22 protein-coding genes are annotated in these 22108 nt (G+C 35.6%); 21 read left to right on the top strand and 1 reads right to left on the bottom strand.

Annotated features, from left to right (window positions below; genetic code table 11):
- The first annotated feature begins 186 nt into the window (after window positions 1-186).
- The 5 genes from HMPREF0634_RS02240 to HMPREF0634_RS02220 all read left to right on the top strand — a co-directional run bounded on the left by HMPREF0634_RS02240 (window position 187) and on the right by HMPREF0634_RS02220 (window position 5350).
- Window positions 187-705, top strand: a complete 519-nt coding sequence (locus tag HMPREF0634_RS02240; protein WP_007788611.1) for an ECF transporter S component — start codon at window positions 187-189, stop codon at window positions 703-705.
- Window positions 706-1164: 459 nt separating this feature from the next.
- Entirely contained in the window at window positions 1165-1713 is a 549-nt protein-coding gene (gene rbr, locus HMPREF0634_RS02235; protein WP_007788586.1) for a rubrerythrin, read from the top strand.
- A 47-nt stretch (window positions 1714-1760) separates the two neighbouring features.
- Complete coding sequence (locus HMPREF0634_RS02230; RefSeq protein ID WP_007788609.1) at window positions 1761-2132, top strand: Fur family transcriptional regulator; 372 nt, start codon at window positions 1761-1763, stop codon at window positions 2130-2132.
- Window positions 2133-2208: 76 nt separating this feature from the next.
- Window positions 2209-2595: a desulfoferrodoxin gene (locus HMPREF0634_RS02225; RefSeq protein WP_007788585.1), complete on the top strand. Its 387-nt coding sequence runs from the start codon at window positions 2209-2211 to the stop codon at window positions 2593-2595.
- 343 nt (window positions 2596-2938) lie between these two features.
- Window positions 2939-5350 carry an ABC transporter permease family protein gene (locus HMPREF0634_RS02220; RefSeq protein ID WP_040565643.1) on the top strand — a complete coding sequence of 804 codons (2412 nt, stop codon included), beginning with the start codon at window positions 2939-2941 and terminating at the stop codon, window positions 5348-5350.
- Window positions 5351-5524: 174 nt separating this feature from the next.
- Here the strand turns inward: HMPREF0634_RS02220 and HMPREF0634_RS02215 are convergent, their stop codons facing one another.
- The gene (locus HMPREF0634_RS02215) at window positions 5525-7492 is read right to left on the bottom strand and encodes a D-alanyl-D-alanine carboxypeptidase family protein (protein ID WP_007788577.1); all 1968 of its coding nucleotides are present in this window, start codon (window positions 7490-7492) and stop codon (window positions 5525-5527) included.
- Window positions 7493-7682: 190 nt separating this feature from the next.
- Between HMPREF0634_RS02215 and HMPREF0634_RS02210 the strand changes: the two genes are divergently transcribed.
- The 16 genes from HMPREF0634_RS02210 to HMPREF0634_RS02135 form a co-directional block, all read left to right on the top strand.
- Window positions 7683-8468 carry a helix-hairpin-helix domain-containing protein gene (locus HMPREF0634_RS02210; protein WP_007788578.1) on the top strand — a complete coding sequence of 262 codons (786 nt, stop codon included), beginning with the start codon at window positions 7683-7685 and terminating at the stop codon, window positions 8466-8468.
- A gap of 95 nt (window positions 8469-8563) precedes the next feature.
- Window positions 8564-9616, top strand: coding sequence for a YeiH family protein (locus tag HMPREF0634_RS02205; RefSeq protein WP_007788582.1), 1053 nt, complete (start codon window positions 8564-8566; stop codon window positions 9614-9616).
- Window positions 9617-9705: 89 nt separating this feature from the next.
- Window positions 9706-10413 carry a 5'-methylthioadenosine/adenosylhomocysteine nucleosidase gene (locus HMPREF0634_RS02200; protein ID WP_007788607.1) on the top strand — a complete coding sequence of 236 codons (708 nt, stop codon included), beginning with the start codon at window positions 9706-9708 and terminating at the stop codon, window positions 10411-10413.
- A gap of 76 nt (window positions 10414-10489) precedes the next feature.
- Window positions 10490-11497, top strand: coding sequence for a tryptophan--tRNA ligase (trpS, locus tag HMPREF0634_RS02195; RefSeq protein ID WP_007788592.1), 1008 nt, complete (start codon window positions 10490-10492; stop codon window positions 11495-11497).
- Window positions 11498-11694: 197 nt separating this feature from the next.
- Window positions 11695-12462: an alpha/beta hydrolase gene (locus tag HMPREF0634_RS02190; RefSeq protein WP_007788579.1), complete on the top strand. Its 768-nt coding sequence runs from the start codon at window positions 11695-11697 to the stop codon at window positions 12460-12462.
- A gap of 131 nt (window positions 12463-12593) precedes the next feature.
- The gene (gene lspA / locus HMPREF0634_RS02185) at window positions 12594-13073 is read left to right on the top strand and encodes a signal peptidase II (RefSeq protein WP_007788604.1); all 480 of its coding nucleotides are present in this window, start codon (window positions 12594-12596) and stop codon (window positions 13071-13073) included.
- Complete coding sequence (locus tag HMPREF0634_RS02180; RefSeq protein WP_007788580.1) at window positions 13074-14006, top strand: RluA family pseudouridine synthase; 933 nt, start codon at window positions 13074-13076, stop codon at window positions 14004-14006.
- Window positions 14007-14016: 10 nt separating this feature from the next.
- Window positions 14017-14541: a bifunctional pyr operon transcriptional regulator/uracil phosphoribosyltransferase PyrR gene (gene pyrR, locus HMPREF0634_RS02175; RefSeq protein ID WP_040565642.1), complete on the top strand. Its 525-nt coding sequence runs from the start codon at window positions 14017-14019 to the stop codon at window positions 14539-14541.
- 23 nt (window positions 14542-14564) lie between these two features.
- Entirely contained in the window at window positions 14565-16328 is a 1764-nt protein-coding gene (locus HMPREF0634_RS02170) for an Rqc2 family fibronectin-binding protein (RefSeq protein WP_007788596.1), read from the top strand.
- Window positions 16329-16458: 130 nt separating this feature from the next.
- Window positions 16459-17283, top strand: coding sequence for an alpha/beta fold hydrolase (locus HMPREF0634_RS02165; RefSeq protein ID WP_007788581.1), 825 nt, complete (start codon window positions 16459-16461; stop codon window positions 17281-17283).
- Between the two features lie 10 nt (window positions 17284-17293).
- Entirely contained in the window at window positions 17294-17572 is a 279-nt protein-coding gene (locus tag HMPREF0634_RS02160; RefSeq protein WP_007788590.1) for a GNAT family N-acetyltransferase, read from the top strand.
- Window positions 17573-17592: 20 nt separating this feature from the next.
- The gene (locus HMPREF0634_RS02155; protein ID WP_007788601.1) at window positions 17593-18054 is read left to right on the top strand and encodes an NUDIX hydrolase; all 462 of its coding nucleotides are present in this window, start codon (window positions 17593-17595) and stop codon (window positions 18052-18054) included.
- 130 nt (window positions 18055-18184) lie between these two features.
- Window positions 18185-18691 carry a thiol peroxidase gene (gene tpx / locus HMPREF0634_RS02150; RefSeq protein ID WP_007788598.1) on the top strand — a complete coding sequence of 169 codons (507 nt, stop codon included), beginning with the start codon at window positions 18185-18187 and terminating at the stop codon, window positions 18689-18691.
- A 277-nt stretch (window positions 18692-18968) separates the two neighbouring features.
- Window positions 18969-19619: a YaaA family protein gene (locus HMPREF0634_RS02145; RefSeq protein ID WP_007788589.1), complete on the top strand. Its 651-nt coding sequence runs from the start codon at window positions 18969-18971 to the stop codon at window positions 19617-19619.
- Between the two features lie 358 nt (window positions 19620-19977).
- On the top strand, window positions 19978-20745 hold the full coding sequence (locus HMPREF0634_RS02140) for a hypothetical protein (protein ID WP_050786332.1): 768 nt from the start codon (window positions 19978-19980) through the stop codon (window positions 20743-20745).
- Between the two features lie 49 nt (window positions 20746-20794).
- Window positions 20795-22108: hypothetical protein (locus tag HMPREF0634_RS02135; protein ID WP_165480183.1), on the top strand; the 1314-nt coding region annotated here is incomplete at its 3' end.

Here is a 22108-nt window from a genome sequence, read left to right as displayed (position 1 = left end):
ATTTAAAAGGATTGGCCTGGCCAATCCTTTTTTAACGTGAAGAAATCAGCTAGTAGAATTATACAATTGTACCCATACAAGTTCAATAAAATTACCAGTATAATTGAATATTTAATCAAAGTGTATTATATTATTTTATGAAGGCTGGGATAAGTCTTAAAAATGTAATTATATATGGAGGTTATTATGAGCGGACAGTTAGGAATAAATAAGGGCATCCAAACCAAGGACATAGTCCTATGTGGTATATTGATGGCCTTGACAACTGTAATGACAATGATAGTGCAGATACCTGTAATAGGTGCACATGGTTATGTAAATATGGGAGATACAGTAGTATTATTTACGGCCCTTTACCTGGGTAAGAAGCAGGGGGCCCTGGTTGGTGGACTTGGTTCAGCCCTTGCAGACCTAATATCAGGCTATGGAGTATATGCCCCCGTTACCCTTATAGCCAAGGGTTTGGAAGGTTTTATATGCGGTTTAATAGCAGAGAAAGTATCTGGCAGGGCAGGTAGGATTATAGGCACGCTTGTTGGTGGTGTAATAATGGTTACAGGCTACTTTATAGGAGAGATATTTATGTACGGTATAAAGACTTCTACAGCTGCTGTAGCCGCGAACTCTATGCAGGCCCTATTTGGTATAATTACTTCACTGGTAATATATACAGGGGTATCAAGGGCAATGCACAAGTCTGAATAAGAGTAATTCTATTAATAAATATGCTTATAGTAGAAAGCTATAGTATAAAGGATAGAAATGATTCGAAGTACTCAAATTATATAAAAATTATAGGAAAAAGACTATAAGTAATAGTATTATAAATGACTAGTTTTAAAGGGGGCTCCAATACGGAGGCCCTTTTATTTTCCATACCTATAATATATGAAAAAATGGATATTTTTTTAGTTGATTTTTGTTTGAAAGTACTTTGCCTGGGTAAACTAAATTATAGGTAAACTTACTAGTTAAGGTTTTAATTGAGAATTAAAACCACATTTCAAATGACAAATACTCTGAAAAATAGCCGAAAATAGTTAATAAAAATATTGACTAGAATTTCAATTGAGAGTATAATTAAAAGAAATAACTATTATGTTTATTTGCAAAAAGTTAATAACGTTTATAAAATGTTGAATGAATTATGGGAGGTAATAGAAAATGACATTAGAATTAAAGGGAACAAAGACAGAAAAGAATTTACAGGATGGATTTGCAGGAGAATCTCAGGCAAGAAATAAATATACTTACTACGCTTCTCAGGCAAGAAAAGAAGGATACAACCAGATAGCTGACCTATTCTTAGAAACAGCTAACAACGAAAAGGAACATGCTAAGCTTTGGTTCAAGGCTCTTCATGGTGGAGAAATCCCAACAACTGAAGAAAACCTACTAGATGCAGCTGAAGGTGAAAACTTTGAGTGGACTGACATGTATGTTAGATTTGCTGAAGAAGCTAAGGAAGAAGGATTTAAGGATTTAGCCAGACTATTTGAAGGTGTTGGTGCTATAGAAAAGGTACATGAAGAAAGATATAGAACTCTACTTCAGAACCTAAAGGATGGTAAGGTATTCGAAAAGGAAGAAGTAGTTCTTTGGGAATGTGCTAACTGTGGTCATATCCATATAGCTAAGAAGGCTCCTAAGCTATGTCCAGTATGTAAGCATCCTCAGGCTTTCTTCAAGGTAAGAGATGAGAGCTGGAGATAATAGCTAATAGATAAATTAGCTTTTGTTAAATGGTAGAGAGGTAATAGATGAAGTATTCTAGACAGAGAGAATTAATATTAAACAATGTGATCGAAAGCAAGGGTCATCCAACTGCTGATGAAGTGTATGACAACCTAAAAAAGGCCAATCCAAGTTTGAGTCTGGGTACTGTTTACAGGAATTTGACTCAGCTGGAAAAAAATGGCATGTTAAAGAAGGTTAATATACCTGGTGATCCAGTTCGTTTTGAAGCGAATCTGTCAGAACATAATCACTTTGTTTGTGATGATTGCAAGAAAATCAAGGATATAGATAGTGAGGTAGTTGATTTTTCAGAAAAGCTACTGGATGAACAGGGCTTAAAGATAAAGTCAAGCTATGTAATCCTAACTGGTACTTGTAAAGAGTGCCACAGATAATGGTAAACAATTTATATTAAAAATAAACTTATAATTTCATGCATAGGTTGCATGGGTAGAAAAAGGAGGAAACAAAATGGCAAGAGAATTAACATTCTATAAGTGTAATAGATGTGGTAATATCGTAGAACTATTAGTAAACGGTGGTGGAACACTAGTATGTTGTAGAGAAGACATGAAGGAATTAAAGGCTAACTCTACAGATGCAGCTAATGAAAAGCACGTTCCAGTAGTTGAAGTAGCTGGTAACAAGGTAAGTGTTAAGGTTGGTAGTGTTGCTCATCCAATGACTGAAGAGCACCATATAGCTTTCGTTGTACTTCTAACTGAAAAGACTGTACAGAGAGTAGATTTAGACCATGTTGGTGAGCCAGTTGCAGAATTCGTATTGGCTGATGATGACAAGGTAGTAGCTGCTTACGAATATTGTAATCTTCACGGATTATGGGTTGCTAGAGTATAGTAACTAAAATAGATATATCTGCAAGAGCTTTTAATTGTATTTAACTCTTGTGCATATATAATTGATTTTTAAAAACAAGAGCCCCGTATATTTTATGCGGGGCTCTTGTTTTATTGTATATACTTAAAATGGTGACAAGCAGATACTTTTTTATGTTATAATAGTATTGAAAAAGAATATATTTTTTAATGACTAAGATTCTTATTTAGTGTATTATGTTATTTTTAAATTGAAAATAGTACATAGCTATAAAAGCTTTTGTATATTGAATAGAAAGCATAAATTATAGGTAATAGAATGATTAAGGGGATATATTAGAGGTTGGTTTTAAGGGGTGGACAGTGTGAATTATAAAAATAAATTTGCATTAAAAAATATGCAGAAAAACAAGTTATCTTTAATTGTTTTCTCATTATTATTAGTATTCATATTTTTTTATAATATCTTTACATATAGTTTATTAGATATACAAAAAAAAGATGTAATCAGGTATAGGGGAAACGCCAATATAATACTAAATAATATAAGTAAAAAAGATATAGAAAAGATAAGCTCCTATAGTGAAGTGAAAAAAAGCTACTATGAAGATCTTAATTCAATTGTAAGGTATAAGAACAAGTATATACAAATAAATAATACAGATAATAATATACTAGATTTATATGAGTCTAGTATAATTAAGGGTAAATATCCATCTTCTAGTAATGAAATTATAGTGGAAAAATGGATCTATGATATGTTTGAGTTAAAATTAAATCATACATATGAATTTAATTCAATAAACAACATAAAAAAAGAATATAAGATAGTTGGTGTTGCAGATAACATTTTTGCAAATAAAATAAGAGGTAATTTTTTAGCATATACAAATCTAAACAATAGATATTCTAATAAAAATAATACTTTATACTTAAATGTTGAAAATAAAAATATAGAAAAAACAATAATCAATTTGAAATCTAAATTAGGAATAGACGAAAAAAATATAAAGTTGAATTATGAACTAAACGATTTAGATTATAAATACAATAATTTTACTAAAGATGACCTGTCTGTATTCCTGTTATTTATTTTTATAAGCTCTATCTTAGGAATAGGAATGCTAAATATAAATTTCAATAGAAGTATTTCAGTCTATGAAAAGTTGAATTTGTTGGGAATAAAGAAGAAAGACTTGTTTTTTTTGATTTTAAGAGAAAAAGTATATGTATTTTTTGTATCTCTTGTGTTTGGATTTTTTATAGCTTTAATAATTTTTATGCTATTTAAAGAAAATTTATTTATCTTTAACCAGGAACTCTTAGGCAAGAGTATTGATAATATTCCTTTTAATAAGAAAATGTTGATATATCCCGTGGGACTCGTACTTATAGCTTTGATAATGGCGGTCATTGAATACACAAAAGTAAAAATTAGTTTGAATAAATATAGTAAGGAAAAAACTCGGAAAATTAAATACATCGTGAAAAATATAAGAAAAGATAATTTTTTGAGGTATATTATGTGTAGATTTGCAGAAAATAACCTAAATATGTGTATTAGTTTTATTACATTACAAGTGCTAGGGGCATTAATTTTAATATCTCAATTATCATATGGAAACTTAATGCAATATCATGATACTAAATTAGTTACTGAGTATCAAAATGGACACAACTATGATATTTTAATAGAACCAGTTGATATAAATTCTGAGGGTATCTCTGATGAAGATCTTAAGTTAGTAGAAAATTTGAAGAATAAGAGTAATAAAAAAGTCATAGCATATTCACTAGCTTCTTGTCAAAAGATGGGAAGAATTGAAATGAATAATTTTAAATTAGGTAAAGTAAATATAGATAAATTAAATAATAACTACAAAAATTCTATAAAGGGGGCCGTATTCAAGGAAAATAACAACTATTTTATAAAGAGTTCAATTTATGCATATAATATAACACCAATTAAAAATAATAGCGAATCGATACTATATTTACCCGATGGCTTTGATTTTGTAAATATGAATAAAAAAATACCGTTCCTTTATAGCCCAGATGATAAATATTCTGCTGATTTTATTTATGGTAAAAAGAGTAAATTAAAGGTGCAGAATGTTAAAATTAATAGAATGACGGATAAATTACCTTATAATGGATTTTATTATACTAAAGATGATGTTCCACAAATAATTACTAGTGCAGAAAATTATAAAAAATTATTTGGAGAAATAAGGTACAGTTTTGTAAATTTAAAAATCAATAAGGGTGAAAATAGCAAACAAGTTGTTCAGGATTTAAATTATATTTTAAAAAAATATAATATTAATATAATTGATAAATCGGAAGAAATTAATTTATTGATGAAGAGTTCAAATTTGCATAATAGTATTAATACAATAATAGCCATTATATTGTATATGATTTTTATTTTTATGAGTATACATATATTTAATAAAGCATATAATAAATTTTTAGAAGATTTAAGAGTTGTTAGATATATAGGCATAAGCAAAAAAGAATTTTTTAGTACGATTAATAATAGTATATTTATATTACTAGGCATTAGTATTGGCTTAATAATATTTTTCTCACTAATACTTGAATTTGCAATTTATAGCTACTTTAAAATGAAGGGCTTTTATGTATCTGTATTCAATTTTAACTATAGTATCTTGGCAGTCACAATTTTTATTAATTTTGTTATAGTCAATCTGGTTTATATAATAAAAAATATTTATTTTAATAGTGACTATGATGGATATACTATAATTGATTAGAATTTAATGAAGACAAGATACTTTAGCATTAGATGAGAATGTATTTGAAAAATATCAAAATATATTGATATGAATATTTTTATATTATAAATATGTACGAAGTAACTCTTAGTAGAACTCTATACATACTAAAAGAATCCTCGCAAAGCGAGGATTCTTTTAGTATCAACATTATTAACTTAAATCAGATTCTGTACGATTGTCAGATTCTATATCAGAATTAGCTTGGCTTTGAACGTCTAGCTTGCTCTCTAAGCTAGCTTCTGACTTAAGGTCAGATTCACTAAATAACTTAACTTCCGTCTGAATATCTGTCTGGCTATCCAAGTTAGTATCTGACTTGCTTTCCAAATCAACTTCTGGTTTAGGGTCAGCCTTGTCGCTTGAACTAGCTTGGGCATGAACTTCTTCTTGTTCATTTGCCTTTTCAAATATTTTTTCATCTGCCTTAGACTTCTTCTTTGCTTTCTTCTTCTTAGGCTGGTCATCAGCATCCTTGTACCTTCTTCCTGTTACCATATCCTTGATTAAGCTTATTATCAACCATAGGATTATAAGAAGTATCAAGATAGGAAGGCCAAATATAATAACTGGAGCAGGTATTGGACCAGTCTTGTTTCCGATTTCCTTGTCCAGGTACTTGTAGAAGTCTGATTTCATGATATTTTCTGGGTTAAGACTTGATGGAGTCAAAGAACCGATTGACTTCTTGGCATCTGAGAAAAAGTCTCCGATGTTACTAAAGATACCTAAAACACCGTGTACAGAAGATGTACCTTCCTTCCTTATAGTGTTTATTACATCCTTGGAAGGTTTTGATTTCTTGTCTTCAGACTTTTTAGCATCATCCTTTTTGTCTTCTGATTTTTTAGTTTGGTCGTTCTGCTTGTCTTTTTGCTCACTAGCCTTCTTATCCTTACTAGCTAGCTTCTTATCATCAGATTTTTTATCATTATTTATACCTAGTTTCGATAGGACTAACTGTAGGTAGGTCTGGGACCCGTTTTCTGCCACCAAGCCTATGCTGGATACCATCTCACCATTTTTGAATATATTCATGGTACCGATTATGTCGCCCTTCTTAACTGGCATTTCAAGTTTGTCAAAATTGTACTTGTAAGTGTAACCCTTTGTATTAGAAGAGTCGGTCTTCATAGCAGTTATGCTGTAGTCATTTGCCAACTTGTACTTAATTTTGCCAGGTCTAGCAAATTTTACTGATTTTTCACCCTTTATATCATCTGCCTTGTAGATAGTGATGCTCTTGTAGTTATCTAGGCCATAATCGATTAGGGTCCTAGAATCATGGTAAAGACTACCACCTGGTGCAAAAAATACATTTGCCATTAACCTGACATTGCCCTTTTTGGCTGTTGATACCAGACAGTTACCAGCATCATCTGTAAAGCCGGTCTTGATACCATCTACAATATCGTACTTAATAGGTATAGTCTTACCCTTATGATCTATAGTATCACTAGATGTAAGGAATTTGTTACTGTTAACCAGGTTTCTCTCAACCTTTATCCTATCACTTGCCTTGAAAGAGACACTTTTCATCTTTACTATTTCGCTTATAGTAGGGTCTCCGTAAGCTACCCTTGATAAGATGGCCATATCCATAGCAGTAGTGTAGTGGTCAGTATCAGGTAGACCATGAGGGTTGTTGAAGTGGGTATTGCTGGCTCCAAACTTCTTGGCCTCTTCATTCATATAGTTTATAAAGTCCTGAGGGTTACCCCCACCAAAGTGCTTGGCCAAAACATAGGCTACATCATTTGATGAATGGATCAGTAGGGATTCCAATAGTTCTCTTACAGTAAATTTTTCTCCGTTCTCAAGGTACATACTAGACCCTTCTATCTGGGGTATGTCCTTTATTTCTACTAATTCATCAAGGTTCTTAGCCTTCTTTAATACACAAAAGGCTGTCCATATTTTTGTCGTTGATGCTGGGTACATTTTTTGTGTTGCATTTTTCTTGTATAGGACCTGGCCTGAGTTGTAGTCCATCAAGACCATGTACTTTGATTTTAAAGTGTCTAAATCACTAGTTTGGTCTGCATGGGAAATCAGGCTAGCAGGTGCTAGTAGGCCTATTGAAAGAGTCAATGCTGATAAAACTGATGTAGTTCTTTTCATATATTGTTCAGATGTAGTGAAATTACATCTCCTCCTCTCCCGTTTATTTATATATATTCTCCAAATTAGTATATCATAAAATGACTTATATAAGAAGATTTTAGATGAATTTACACTAAAAGAAATTGTGGATTTTGTAAAATTGTCTATAAAATATAAAGGTTTTCTTAAACAGAGGAGGAGGTTTATTATGGATAGGTTGATTGCCAAAATCAAGGATTTGGATAGGAAAAAACTAATAATAACAGGCTTAGTGGCCATGTTTTTGATATACAAGTTGGTCTTCGTAGGTGGATTGGGTATTTTTGACAGGGGAAACCTTGTAGCTGATGAGACTGGAGGGGTAAATGACGGAACAAATACAAGAGCTAATGATAGATTTTTGGCCAATAATAAGACTGGTGAAACTTACAATGAGCATGATTCCAATGGATCTGAGGCCAGTGGAAATGTAGTCAAGCTGGATGGACTTGATTCCAAACCCAAGAATAAAGATGGTAAAATCGTTGTATATATATCGGGGGCAGTGGCCAGTCCTGGAGTTATAAGTATAGGTGCAGACAAGAGGCTTGATGATGCCATCAAGATGGTGGGTGGCCTGGCCAAGGACGCTGATATAAATAGGATAAACCTGGCTATGAATTTGGAAGACTCCCAACACTATATCATCCCCTATAAGGGGCAGGATATCCAGGCTGACCAGGCAGTATCAGGTGGTCAAACTACTTCAGCTGGTCAGGTTGGTGTAACCCCAAGTGGCCAAGGTCAAGCTACTAATAATGGCAAGGTAAATATAAATCTGGCGGATGAAAAGAGCCTGGAATCCATACCAGGAGTGGGGCCGGCAACTGCCAAGAAGATAGTAGATTACAGGACCAAGCAGGGTAAATTTAATGCTATTGAGGACATAAAAAATGTATCTGGTATAGGGGATAAAAAATTTGAATCTATGAAGGATTTTATTTCAGTAAAATAGATTTTTAAGCCTCCCTGTGATATAATTAGGTTTGTGAAAATAGGATAATTAGGCCTATTTATTGGTTGAGTCTAATTATAGAATGGGGGTATAACATGAAGAAAGAAAACATAAAGGGTATTATATTTTGTTTTATTATGGCGATACCTGCCTGGTTTTTGGGCAAAATCTTGCCTATTATTGGGGGACCAGTATTTTCTATCCTGATTGGAATTCTAGTTGCTGGCCTGCTTAAGGATGGCAAGAAAAGCTTTCAACCAGGTATTAACTTTGTATCGAAGAAGGTACTCCAGTATGCAGTTATTTTGCTGGGTTTTGGTCTGAACTTGCAGATGATTATAAGGGTTGGTGGGGTTTCGATACCCATAATTGTCTGCACAATAGCCACATCCCTAATAGTATCATATATTTTGTGTAAGGCCTTGAATATACCAAGGAAGATTTCAATCCTGGTAGGTGTGGGTTCATCAATATGTGGAGGGTCTGCCATAGCTGCTACAGCCCCTGTAGTAGATGCAGATAGTGATGAGATAGCCCAGGCTATTTCTGTAATTTTTTTCTTTAATATTATAGCAGCCTTGATATTTCCTATCTTGGGAGATATATTAGGCCTATCTAATAGTGGTTTTGCCATGTTTGCAGGTACGGCCATAAACGATACTTCATCGGTTACGGCAGCAGCCTCATCATGGGATAGCATCCATAAGACAGGATCTGCTGTACTCGACTCTGCTACAATAGTAAAGTTGACTAGGACCCTGGCAATTATACCTATAACTTTTTGCCTGTCCCTGTATGAAACTAAGAAATCTGGAGTCCAGGGTGACAAGAAAATTAACTTTTTAGCTATGTTACCGAGGTTTATCCTATACTTTATACTGTGTTCTATCATCACAAGCCTATTAGATCTAGTGATAGGTAAGGGGATAATTACTGGTGGAAGTGCCAGTATGGTGACAGGATTTTTTGCCCTTATGAAGAAGGTCAGTAAGTTTTTTATAGTGATGGCCATGGGGGCTATAGGTCTAAATACTAATATAGTTAAGTTGATAAGGACAGGTGGCAAGCCCCTATTGCTTGGTGCTACTTGTTGGGTAAGTATAATTTTGGTCAGCCTGGCCATGCAGCTTGTGACAGGACTATTGTAAAAGGATGCTCTTGGGTCAAAATTAACTTATTAATTATTACGGCCCATATAATATTTTGAATATTCCAAAGTGAATTATTAGGAGGAAAAATGAATAATAATAAGATTGGCATAATTGGTGCCATGAATGAAGAGGTAGTAGAACTTACTGCCATGATAGAAGATAAAAAAACTAGGACAGTTGCTGGTATGACCTTCAATGAAGGAAGGATTAAGGGACTGGATGTAGTCGTAGTTGAGTGTGGTATAGCCAAGGTTAATGCAGCCATGTGTACCCAGATCTTGATTAGTGAGTTTGGGGTTGGGGCCCTTATCAATACTGGTGTGGCAGGGGCACTTAAGGAGGACCTAAACATTAATGATGTGGTAATATCTACAGATGCCATCCAATATGACGTTGATGCATCTAGTCTGGGTGATCCTAAGGGAACTATACCTAGGATGAAGACCTCTGTATTTGTGGCAGATTCTAGCCTTATAGATATGGCCTATGAATCATTCCTGGAAGGGGAAAGTGACTACAAGGCCTATAAGGGAAGGGTTGTGACTGGTGACAGGTTTGTGGCTAGTCTTGAAGAAAAAACCTACCTTAGAGAGGAATTTGGAGGTTACTGCTGTGAGATGGAGGGTGGGGCTATAGCCCATGTGGCCCACTGTAATGGAATTCCATTTGTAATCATAAGGGCTATTTCTGACAAGGCAGACAAGTCGGCTGAATTGGCCTATGATGAATTTGTAAAGAGGGCAGCCGGGACTTCTAAGGACATGGTCCTAAATATCTTGGCCAAGATAGGTTAATACAATTGACCGAATTTTCCACAAATGATATAATTTAAGAGGATATATAGCTTGTCATATAAAGGAGAATAGAATTATGGGAGAAAATGGAAAAAAAGTTATATTTAGTGGAGTTCAGCCATCTGGAAAGATGACACTGGGAAATTACCTAGGAGCATTGAAGAGCTGGACTAAGCTACAGGATGAATATGAGTGTTTCTTTAGTATGGTAAATATGCATGCAATAACTGTACCACAGGATCCAGAAGTTTTGAGGAGACAGACAATTGAATTATTGGCCCAGTTTATAGCTTGCGGTATTGATCCAGACTTAAATACTATATTTATACAGTCACATGTTCATGAACATGCTGAACTGAGTTGGGCCCTATGCACTTTGACTTACATGGGTGAATTAAATAGGATGACTCAGTACAAGGACAAGTCTAGAAAGAGTGAACAGAACCTGAATGCAGGTCTATTTACATATCCTGTCTTGATGGCAGCAGATATCCTATTATACCAGACTGACCTGGTACCAGTAGGTGATGACCAGAAGCAGCATATGGAATTGGCAAGAGACCTTGCAACTAGGTTTAATAATAGATTTGGTGATACATTTATAGTTCCAGAGGGTTACTATCCTAAGGAAACAGCCAGGGTAATGAGCCTACAGGAACCTGAAAAGAAAATGAGTAAGTCTGATGCAAATCCAAGTGCCTTTATCCTATTGGCAGAGGATGCAGATTCTACAGCCAAGAAGATCAAAAAGGCAGTAACTGACTCAATCGGTATAGTTAAGTACAATGATGAACAACCTGGTCTAAAGAACCTGATCAATATCTACTCAGCTATGACAGATAAGAGTGTTGAAGAAATAGTTGCTATGTATGATGGCAAGGGCTATGGTGCCTTCAAGGGAGAAATGGCAGAGGCTGTTGTTGAACACCTAAGACCAATCAGGGAAAAGTACAACTACCTATTAGAAAACAGGGACTACCTAGAGGGTATCTATACAAGGGGTGCTGAAAAGGCTAGTGCTAGGGCTGGCAAGACCCTAAGAGATGTTTATGATAGGATAGGCTTTATACCTAGAAAGTTCTAGTTATAGGAATTTACCTATAAAATAGGGCAATTACGAAAATAGTATACAGGATATAAAATATGCAAGTCTCGAAGTATGAAAAATACTCTGAGATTTGCTTTTTTATTGGCTAAAAGCAGTAAATTTTAAAAGCCATTTTGTGGTATAATTGTAGGAGAGTACAATGACCATATTATAGTTAAAAATGGAGTAAGAAAATGATTAAGGATTTTGAGATAAAAAAAGAAGATATATTGATAAGGGGTGAGGTCTACCTTCCTCCTGACTACGATGGCCAGTCTAAGTTACCGGTTATAATTATGAGTCACGAATTTGGCTTGACCTTGAATTCTACTGCCAGGTATGCCAGGCGTATTTGTCCATCTGGTTATGCGGTTTGTATATTTGATTTTCCTGGGTCAGGCTTTGGTAAGAGTCAGGGGAGGGACTCGGTTGATATGAGTATATTTACCCTTAAAGATGATCTACTAAGTGTATTTGAATACATCAAGACCCTGGACTATATAGACAAGGATAGGATAATTATGGGGGGTCTTTCCCAGGGCGGTCTGGTCACAGCCCTTTTTGCTGCAGAACATACCGATGAGATCTACAAGATGTTCCTTTACTATCCAGCCCTTTGTATACCTGATGAGGTCAGGGCAGGCAATATTATGGGTACCAAGATAGACCTGGATAATTTGGAAGAAAAATTCAGGGTAACAGGCAGTGTTAATTTGGGTAGAAAGTTCGTTGAGGATGCTGTAAAGTTAGACCCATGGAAGGAGATGGAGGGCTTTGACAAGCCAGTCCTAATATGTCATGGAACCAAGGACGAGCTGGTAGATATTAGCTATGCAAAGAAGGCTGCCGACCTCTACAAGGATTGCAAACTTGTAGAAGTCAAAGGGGGTAAGCATATTTTCTTTATGCCTTGGCACATTAACGATGTGGTTTTTGAGACAGTTAATTTTTTAAAGGCTTAAGTAAGAGGATTGAAGTATATTAGTAGACTTGGGTGTCTGGCTATAGTTTGTAAATATTTGCTGGCTATACCCAAAGTCTAGGAAGAGGAGATAAAATCCTAGTTATAAAATAGGTTTTGTGAGGATAGATAATGTATGAAATTTTAATACTAGTCTTGATAGGTTTAGACCAGTTGACAAAGTGGCTGGTTAGGGCTAACTTATCAAGTGCTGGGTCCATAAGTGTTATAGGAGGGTTTTTCAACCTTACCTATATAGAAAACAGGGGGGCTGCCTTCGGTTTGCTCCAAAATATGAAGGTATTTTTTGTACTGGTAGCCCTTATAGTAGCTATAGTGGGTTTGGTATATATACATAAATCTAAATCTAGAGATAGGTCTAGGACTGGAAAGGATTTTAGGATAGCCAGGATAAACAGGTTGGCAGTTTCGACTATTATAGCAGGGGCAATAGGTAACCTTATAGACAGGCTATGGCTAGGCTATGTGGTAGATTTTTTTGACTTTAGGTTTATATGGTCGTATGTATTTAATTTTGCAGACATACTGGTTGTAGTGGGAACTATTGTTTTCTGTATAAGTATGTTTATGTTGGGAGAGGATGTGGACTAGATGGACCAGACTTATGAAGAGGTAGATGGCTACCAGGTTGACCAGGATAGTGCTGGCAAGAGGCTGGATGTATTTATAGCAGACCAGTACCAGGATATATCCAGGTCCTATGTCCAGAAATTGATAAAGGATGGTCTAGTCCTGGTAAATGAAGAGGTCAAGAAGGCCAGCTACAAGCTTGAAGAGGGTGACAGGATGGAAATTGCCATGCCAGAGCCAGAGGTCCTGGAGGTCTTAGCCCAGGATATTGACCTGGACATAGTCTATGAGGATGATGACCTCTTAATAGTAAATAAGCCCCAGGGTATGGTAGTCCATCCGGCACCGGGTAATCCCGATGGAACCCTTGTAAACGCCATAATGTACCATTGTAAGGACAAGCTTTCATCTATAAATGGTGTAATCAGACCAGGTATAGTCCACAGGATAGACAAGAACACATCAGGCCTTCTGGTAGTAGCCAAGAATAATGCCAGCCACCAGGGTTTGGCAGACCAGTTCAAATTACACTCTATTACCAGGGAGTATGAGATGGTCTGTATAGGTGGTGTCAACTGGGACCAGATGACAATAGATAAGAATATAGGGAGAAATCCAAAAGACAGGCTTAAGATGGCTGTACTTGATACTGGTGGTAGACATGCTGTTACCCACTTTACAGTCATAGAACACCTGGAAGGATATACATATATGAAGGCCAAGCTTGAGACAGGCAGGACCCACCAGATTAGGGTCCATAGTAATTACCTAAGACATCCAATCTTGGGTGACACGCTCTATGGCTATCAGGTGAAGAAATTTTCCAAACTGGAAGGCCAGACCCTACACGCCAGGAAGTTGGGTTTTGTCCACCCCAGAACAGGGGAATATATGGAATTTACAAGTGATTTACCAGACTATTTTAAGAAAATATTAGATACTATAAGGAGATAGGTGGTTGACTATGGAAAAAGCTAAAATTATGGATGAAAAGGCTATACAGAGGGCAGTTACCAGGATTAGCCATGAAATAATAGAAAAAAATAAGGGAATAGACGATATTTGCATAGTTGGTATCAAGTCAAAGGGTATACCCTTGGCCAAGATGATAGCAGAAAAGATAGGCCAGATAGAAGATGTAGACCTTCCATGTGGTTTTATAGATATTACTGCCTATAGAGACGATGTGACCAGGGACAGGCATGATATCAAGGATGAGGGCTTCGACCTGGATGTTCACGACAAGACAGTTGTCCTAGTAGATGATGTCCTATTTACAGGCAGGACTATCAGGGCAGCCCTGGACTACATTATAGACAATGGAAGACCCAAGCTAATCCAGTTGGCAGTCCTGATTGACAGGGGCCACAGGGAACTTCCTATCAGGGCAGACTATGTGGGCAAGAATGTGCCTACTTCAAGGCTGGAAAAGGTCCAGGTTAATTTTAAGGAATTTGACCAGGAAAACTCTGTTATAATTTGTGAATAGTCACTAGAAAAGAGGAAATAGATATGTCATTTGACGGAATAGTAGTAAAGTCCTTGGTGGCCGAGCTGAGAGAAAAGCTTATAGACACCAAGATAGACAAGGTATACCAACCTGAAAAGGATGAGGTATGCCTAAAGATAAGGTCCAAAGAAGGGGTATACAAGCTCTTATTGAGTGCCAGTGCATCCCATCCAAGGGTCTATATAGCCAACAAGTATGAAAAGTCAAATCCTAAAAAGGCACCGGTATTTTGTATGACCCTGAGAAAGTATATCCAGGGTGGTGTAATTGTGGATATAGGCCAGGTTGGTTTTGAGAGAATAATTAAAATATCAGTAGAATCCTATGATGAATTAAGGGAAAAGACCCGTAAGGACCTCTATATAGAAATCATGGGCAAGCACAGTAATATAATCTTAGTATCTGAACTAGGGGGCAAGGTTATAGACTCTATAAAGAGGGTCCCTCTGAGTGTGAGTAGGGTCAGACAGGTCTTGCCAGGGGCTGAATATGAATTACCACCTAGCCAGGATAAGTTAAACCCCCTTGACGGGATAGATGTTGACAAGTTTAGCTTGAGGGTAAACAGGTCAAGAGGTCCCGTATTCAAGCTTATATACAATAATATACTAGGTCTATCACCCCTTGTTGCAAGAGAGGTTTGTACCAGGATAGGTCTAGATCCAAACAAGGATAAAGATGACCTTTCTAACGAAGACATAAGGTCTCTTGTAGCTTGTATAAACTCAATTTTTGACGACCTGGACAAAAATAAGTCCTATCCAAGCATAATTATAGACGATAAGAGGGACAAGATAGTAGAGTTCAGTAGTATTAGGTTGAGCCAGTACCAGGATATGACAGAAATCCACGAGGATAGTATATCAACTATAATTGAGGATTACTACATATCCAAGGATAACAAGGAGAGGATAAACCAAAAGGCATCTAGCATGAAGAAGAACCTGTCTTTAAAGCTAGACAGGATAAGACATAAGATAGAAAAACAGGAGCTAGAACTCAAGGAGTCCGAAAATGCTGACAAGTACAGGATAAGAGGTGAATTGATAACCTCATATATCTATATGATAAAGGAAGGCATGGAAAGTGTGGTCCTGGAAAATTACTATGACAACAACAAGAAGGTAGAAATTTCCCTAAGACCTAATTTAACACCATCAGAAAACGCCCAAAAGTACTTTAAAAAGTATAACAAGCTAAAGAATGCTGGTGAGGAAATATCAAAGCAGATGGTGATAAATATCCAGGAAAAAGACTACCTTGAAAATACTCTTTTGAGCATTGAAAACTGTGATGATGCCAAAGAACTAAGGGAAATCAGGGAAGAATTGATCAGGGAAGGCTATATCAAGTCCTACAAGATGCCGAAAAAAGACAACAAGCCAGGTACTGACATGAGGAAGTATATCTCATGCGAGGGTAATATGATAATAGTCGGTAAGAACAACAAGCAAAACGACTACCTAACCCTAAGACTGGCAGACAATGAGGACTATTGGTTCCATACCAAGGATATACCAGGATCCCATGTCTTGATCAAGTCTGCTGGCAAGAAGGTTACCGATGAGGAATTACTAGAGGCAGGAATCCTGGCGGCCTACTACAGCAAGGCCAGGATGTCAGCCAATGTACCGGTTGACTATACGATGAAGAAAAATGTTAAAAAACCATCCGGGGCCAAGCCTGGTATGGTAATCTATGAAAAAAATAAGACCCTTTATGTAACACCTAGTGATGAAGCCAAGGCCAAGATTAAAAAGGCATAGCTAAAAGTAAGAAGGCACTGCCAAGACCTAGGGTAGGTCTTATAAGGATGAAAATGGCTTATATAGATTGATTAAAGCTAGACTTGGGAGAGGGTCTAGTTTTAATATTGCAACTGAAAAGAGGTGACCTATGTATTACAAAAATAGTCAAGGCTATAATATATATTATGAAGATAGGGGTAAGAAAGAAGATCAGGCCATTATATTCCTCCATGCCTGGGGGTCAAGTATGGCCGACTTTACCTACACCCTGGAAAATTTGGAGGGTTATAGGAGGATATCCTATGACCACAGGGGCTTTGGTAGGTCGGACAAACCAAATAGGGATATTTCCTTAAGGCATTTGGCTACAGACTTAAAAGAGCTTATAGACCACTTGGAATTAGAAAATGTGGTAGTGGTAGGTTATTCCATGGGGGCCTGTGTCCTATACAAGTATATAGACTTATTTGGCCAATATAAGATCAAGAGCCTGGTAATATGCGATATGACCCCTAAGGTTCTAAATGACCAGGACTGGAATTTAGGTATCATGGGTGGACGTTTTGGCCATAAGGAATTTCTGGAGAGCATTGCCAGGCAGTTTGATGATATGACAGATGCCTACCTTGAGCTGTACATGGATATAAATCCTGAATTGAGGGGGAGGGACAATAGGGTCCTTAAGAGGGTAATAGAAATGGACCTGGCAGGTAATTCCTACTACTCGATTACCTCAATGTGGTTTTCTATATCCTACGAGGATTTTAGGCATGTCCTAAAGGATATAAGCGTTAAGACAGGCCTGTTTTTTGCGACCCCAGGTTCAATGATAAATCCGGAAGTAGTAAAGTATCTAGAGGAAAATATAGCAGATACCTATGTTTGCATGTTTGAAAAGTCTACACATAGTTTTATAGGAAACAGACCAAAGTACTTTACCAGGGAGTTGGTTAAGTTTTTGGAGACTATATAGGAGGTTTAAGATGAAATTTATATATGAAGCAAATAGGATATACATAAATGATGACAGGGAACAAATGATAGCAGAGATAACTTTTCCCCTTGTAGGAGATAATATAGTTGATTTGGACCATACATATGTATCCAATGTCCTTAGAGGCCAGGGTATAGCTGGAAAACTGATGGAAGAGGCCCTTAAGGTCATAGAAAAAAATGGGTGGAAGGCCAATACATCTTGCTCATATGCTGCTTATTGGAAGGACGAACACCCAAACAAGGCAGAGTTTTTCAACCAGGTCTAAGGATAATTTGAGGTGATAAAATGAAACAAATGACCTTGTGTTACTTGCAGAGGGATGGAAAATATCTTATGCTGCACAGGACCAAAAAGAAAAATGATATTAATGAGGGCAAGTGGATAGGCGTTGGAGGCAAGTTAGAACCAGGTGAAACACCTTATGAATGTGCCCTTAGGGAAATAAAGGAAGAAACTGGCTATAGGGCCAAGTCCTGTGATTTTAGGGGGATAGTGGTCTTTAGCTATAATGACAACCCACCTGAAGAAATGTTCCTCTATACCTGCAAGGACTTTGAGGGACAAGAAATTATATGTGATGAGGGTGACCTTGCCTGGATTGATGAAGACAAGTTATTTGACCTAAACCTTTGGGAGGGTGACAAGATCTTTATAGACCTGGTAAGAAGTGGGCAAAGTGGCTTCCACCTGACGCTTAACTATGATGATGACCACTTGGTAGGTCATAAATTAGTTTTTGATAAATAGTATATTTTTTATATTCTCATGAATAAATGTTTTTTTCCAGGGTATGATAATAGGGTAGGAATAAAACGGGAATCATAGTGCCACAAGTGGTCGTGATAAGTATGAATATAATTTTATGGAGGAATATAAAATGGAAAAGAGATCAGTAACAACTTTCGCAGGTAACCCAATAACACTATTAGGTAAGGAAGTAAAGGTAGGAGACAAGGCACCAGACTTCGTATGTCTAAAGGCAGACCTAAGCCCATTCACACTAAAGGATGTAGCAGGTAAGGTTAAGCTAATCAGCTTGGTACCTTCTGTAGACACAGGTGTATGTGAACTTCAGACTATTAGATTCAACCAGGAAGCTGGATCATTACAGGATGCTGCTGTTATAACTATCAGTTGTGACCTTCCTTTCGCACAGGCTAGATTCTGTGGTGCTAAGGGAATCGAAAATGCAGTAGTAGTATCAGACTACAAGGATACTTCTTTTGGTCTAAACTATGGATTCTTGATGGAAGAGTTCAGACTTCTTAACAGGGGTATCGTAGTAATAGATAAGGATGATGTAGTTAGATATGTTGAATACGTAGCTGAAAATACAGACCATCCAAACTATGACAAGGCTTTAGAAGTAGCTAAGTCTTTATAGTAATAATGCTGATATAGCAAAATTTGTCAATTTAAATATAAGTTTGCCGACTTAAATATATTTCAATATAATAAAACGATAAAGTTTGTGTCCATCTCTATAGATGGGTACAAGAAAAAGAGAGGTTTTGCCTCTCTTTTTTTATCGGATAAATCTTACTAATCGGACCTACAAAGACTATACAAAGATTAATAGGACGTTAAAACAGGTATCCTAATACTTTCATATACTAATAGAAAAGTATGGTATAATTGTACTTAAATCGAAAGGAGACAATATGAAAATAATTATATCACCGGCTAAGACGGTTTCAAAAAAGATAGAAAGCCTTAATAATAAAGAAAATTTCCATAAAAAGACATATGAAATTCTAGAAAGAGTGCCTCAAGTCAGGTTATCCAATGAATTATTTAAAGCCTTCTATATGTATGATGGGCTTTGCTTTAAAAATATAAATAGAGAAGACCTAGACTTAGGAGATTTAGAGTATATAGACAATCATTTATTTATTCTATCAGCCTTATATGGGGCAGTAAGACCCTTTGACCTAATTTCACCATATAGGCTTGATTTTTTAATGAAAACAGAAATGGGTAATTTGTACAAGTTTTGGCAAGACGAAATAGCAAAAAAAGTATTGGAAGATGAGGATTTAATAGTAAATCTTGCAAGTGATGAGTTTTCGAAAACTATAAAAAAGTATATAAAAGATGAAAAAATTTTAAATATTGAGTTCTTTGAGAATGTAGATGGTAACTTAAAAAAACACTCTACTATTTCAAAAAAGGCAAGGGGAAAAATGCTATACTTTATGGCTAAGAATAAAATTGAAAAAATAGAAGACCTAAAAAAATTTGACTTAGGTGGCTATAGTTTTTCTGAAGAAAAATCAACAGATAAAAAGTATGTTTTTATAGCAAAGAAATAGTAATATTTAAATAATAAAAAATATTTTCAAGTGTTATTATTATGGTATTGACTAATTTTAATAGTATATGTATAATAAAATGTAGAAAGATAAGCAATTAACTGCTTTATTTCAATAAAAAGATAATTGTTTAATAAATATGTAGAAAAAAGAAAAATCAAACTTATAATTAGAATATATTAGTGATTGCATGAAAGTTGCTAGCAAATTTGAAAGCTTTAAATAAAAGATAATGAAAGATATGGGTTTTATTGTAATATAAGATTTTATAGACGGCAAAAGCATGTATATAATGTATATATGTATGCTTTGATATTTTTATAAATAATTTTAATAATATTAGAAGGAGGATAAGTTTGTGACTAATTTAGTTAAAAAAACGATGAGCCTAGCTATGGCTTTACTAATGGTATTAGGTATATTTGCCAGTGCAATAAGTGTATTTGCTGAAGGAGCAAATTTCGATTATAAGGTTGAAAGTAAACTTAAAGTTGATAAAAACTGGATGGGTACCAAAACGGGAATTAGTGGGACTGTAGATTTGAGTAAAACCACTAATGTGACACCTTTGGAATTAGTAGAAGGTAATAACATCTATAAGGGTAGTGTTAGTGGATCTGTAGAAGCTGCAGATTTGTTTGAAGGAGCATATAGGTTATATAAAAAAGAATTTAAAGGAAAAAAGAATATATTTAAGCGTGCTTGGGAAAATATAGTGATGTTTAACGAAGGTGGAAATTTTCCAACAGCACAGTATACAGTAAAATTCCCATCAAATTTTCATGTAGATAAGGATGCTATTACTGCAACAGAAAATACAGCTGCTGTTAGTAGTATAGAAACTAAGTATAATGATATAGATAATTCAGTAACTATTACGATAAAGTTAGGGAACTGGAATGACTATAAGGAATTCTTTGAGCTTGTAGCAGGAGAGCGTGAACAATATGGACACAAGATTGACATAAATATTCCTTTCACAGTTGATTCATCAGGTTCTACATCTAATGAACTTGGAACAATTGTAGGTTCTGGGAATTGTTTCTTGTATAAATGTAGTGGAAGTGGGCAAGGACGCATAGTTAATATAAGAGCTAAAGACGCTTCTTATATTGTATTAAAATAGTAGGTGGGTAGTATGATAAAAAAATAAAAAAACGATAGCATTTGTTTCTATGTCTCTAGTAATGACAATGATACCGGTAAATTCAGTATTTGCAGTTGAGTATGGACCTGAAAATTCCTTGATGAGTCTAGCTCAGATTGGCCCGGATGGTGAACCAACTTTTGCATCTCCAGATAAGGTTATTAGAGACACATATTGGGCCGACTTAGAAGAAAAAACATTAACTAATATTAATGGAAAAGAATATTATGGTGTATTTCCAAAATATGTATTGAAGCCAGATGAATCTGCCCTAAAAAATCTAGGAATAAGAGATTCAGGTGAGGGGAGCGCTGGATACTTACCAAGTACAGGAATTACGGAGACTGAAGCAGGGATGAAAATTATTGATCCAGTGGCATTTTACCGTTTTGGATATTTAGTTGGTGAGGATACTTACGGGCCACCACATACAGGGAGACCTGAAACTGATCCTATACCAGATCGGGTAAATCCATTTGGATTTGTGGAATCAGATTTATTAACTCAAGAAGAGATAAAAGATCCTAGAAAATTAACTGTATTTGCAGATATTGGTAAAAAAGGAAGTTCAAATTCAAAAGAAATTGGAGAATATAAAGTTGGAGAAGAAATAAACCTAGACTTCTCAATAGATGCTTCATGGTTCAAGCGTTTTGTTATGGGGTATACCTTGGATAAAACAAGGACAGGATATATGTCAGGTGAAGATATTCAATCATTTTTTAATGAGACTAGAGGTAAATTAGATGCTCAGATTGTATATACGATAGGTATTCCAAAGAATATAGAAGTGAAAAATCCATCTGCAACTCTCACTGGACTTGAAGGTTTTAATGTCAAAACTGAGGTAAAGAATAATGCTGATTCAAAAACTTTAGTTATTAGTCTTAGATTAAAAGATGATAAACAAGCAAAAGTGGCATTATGGAAAAATACTATAGAGAAATTAAAAACAATTAATACAAGTAACATTAAAGTATCTATTTCTGGATTATCAGTTGGTCAAACAGCAAAGCCAGAAGATAAAATTACACTACGTGGTACTGCTTCAGGATACTTTGAGTGGGGACTTTCAAAATATTTTCCATTATCTAGTACAGGAAGGGTAAGAAGAGCAACAGATAATCCTGATCGTATATATTTATATTTTGTTGGAAAGCAAAGCGATGAAGGTAGGGATGCAAATGCCCCTACTGACAAGCCAAACCTAATATCATATACTTTCAAGGTTAAAAGTACTCCATCTAATCCAGGAGGAGGCGGTGGCGGAGGAACAACGCCAGATCCTGGTAGGGTAGATGGAGACGATAGGGTTGAAACAGGAATCGAAATCTCTAAGAAG

This window comes from Peptostreptococcus stomatis DSM 17678, assembly GCF_000147675.1.
Taxonomy (GTDB): Bacteria; Bacillota; Clostridia; order Peptostreptococcales; family Peptostreptococcaceae; genus Peptostreptococcus; species Peptostreptococcus stomatis.
The sequence above is the reverse complement of the archived record's forward strand: the minus strand, read 5'-3'. Positions and strand labels throughout refer to the sequence as shown.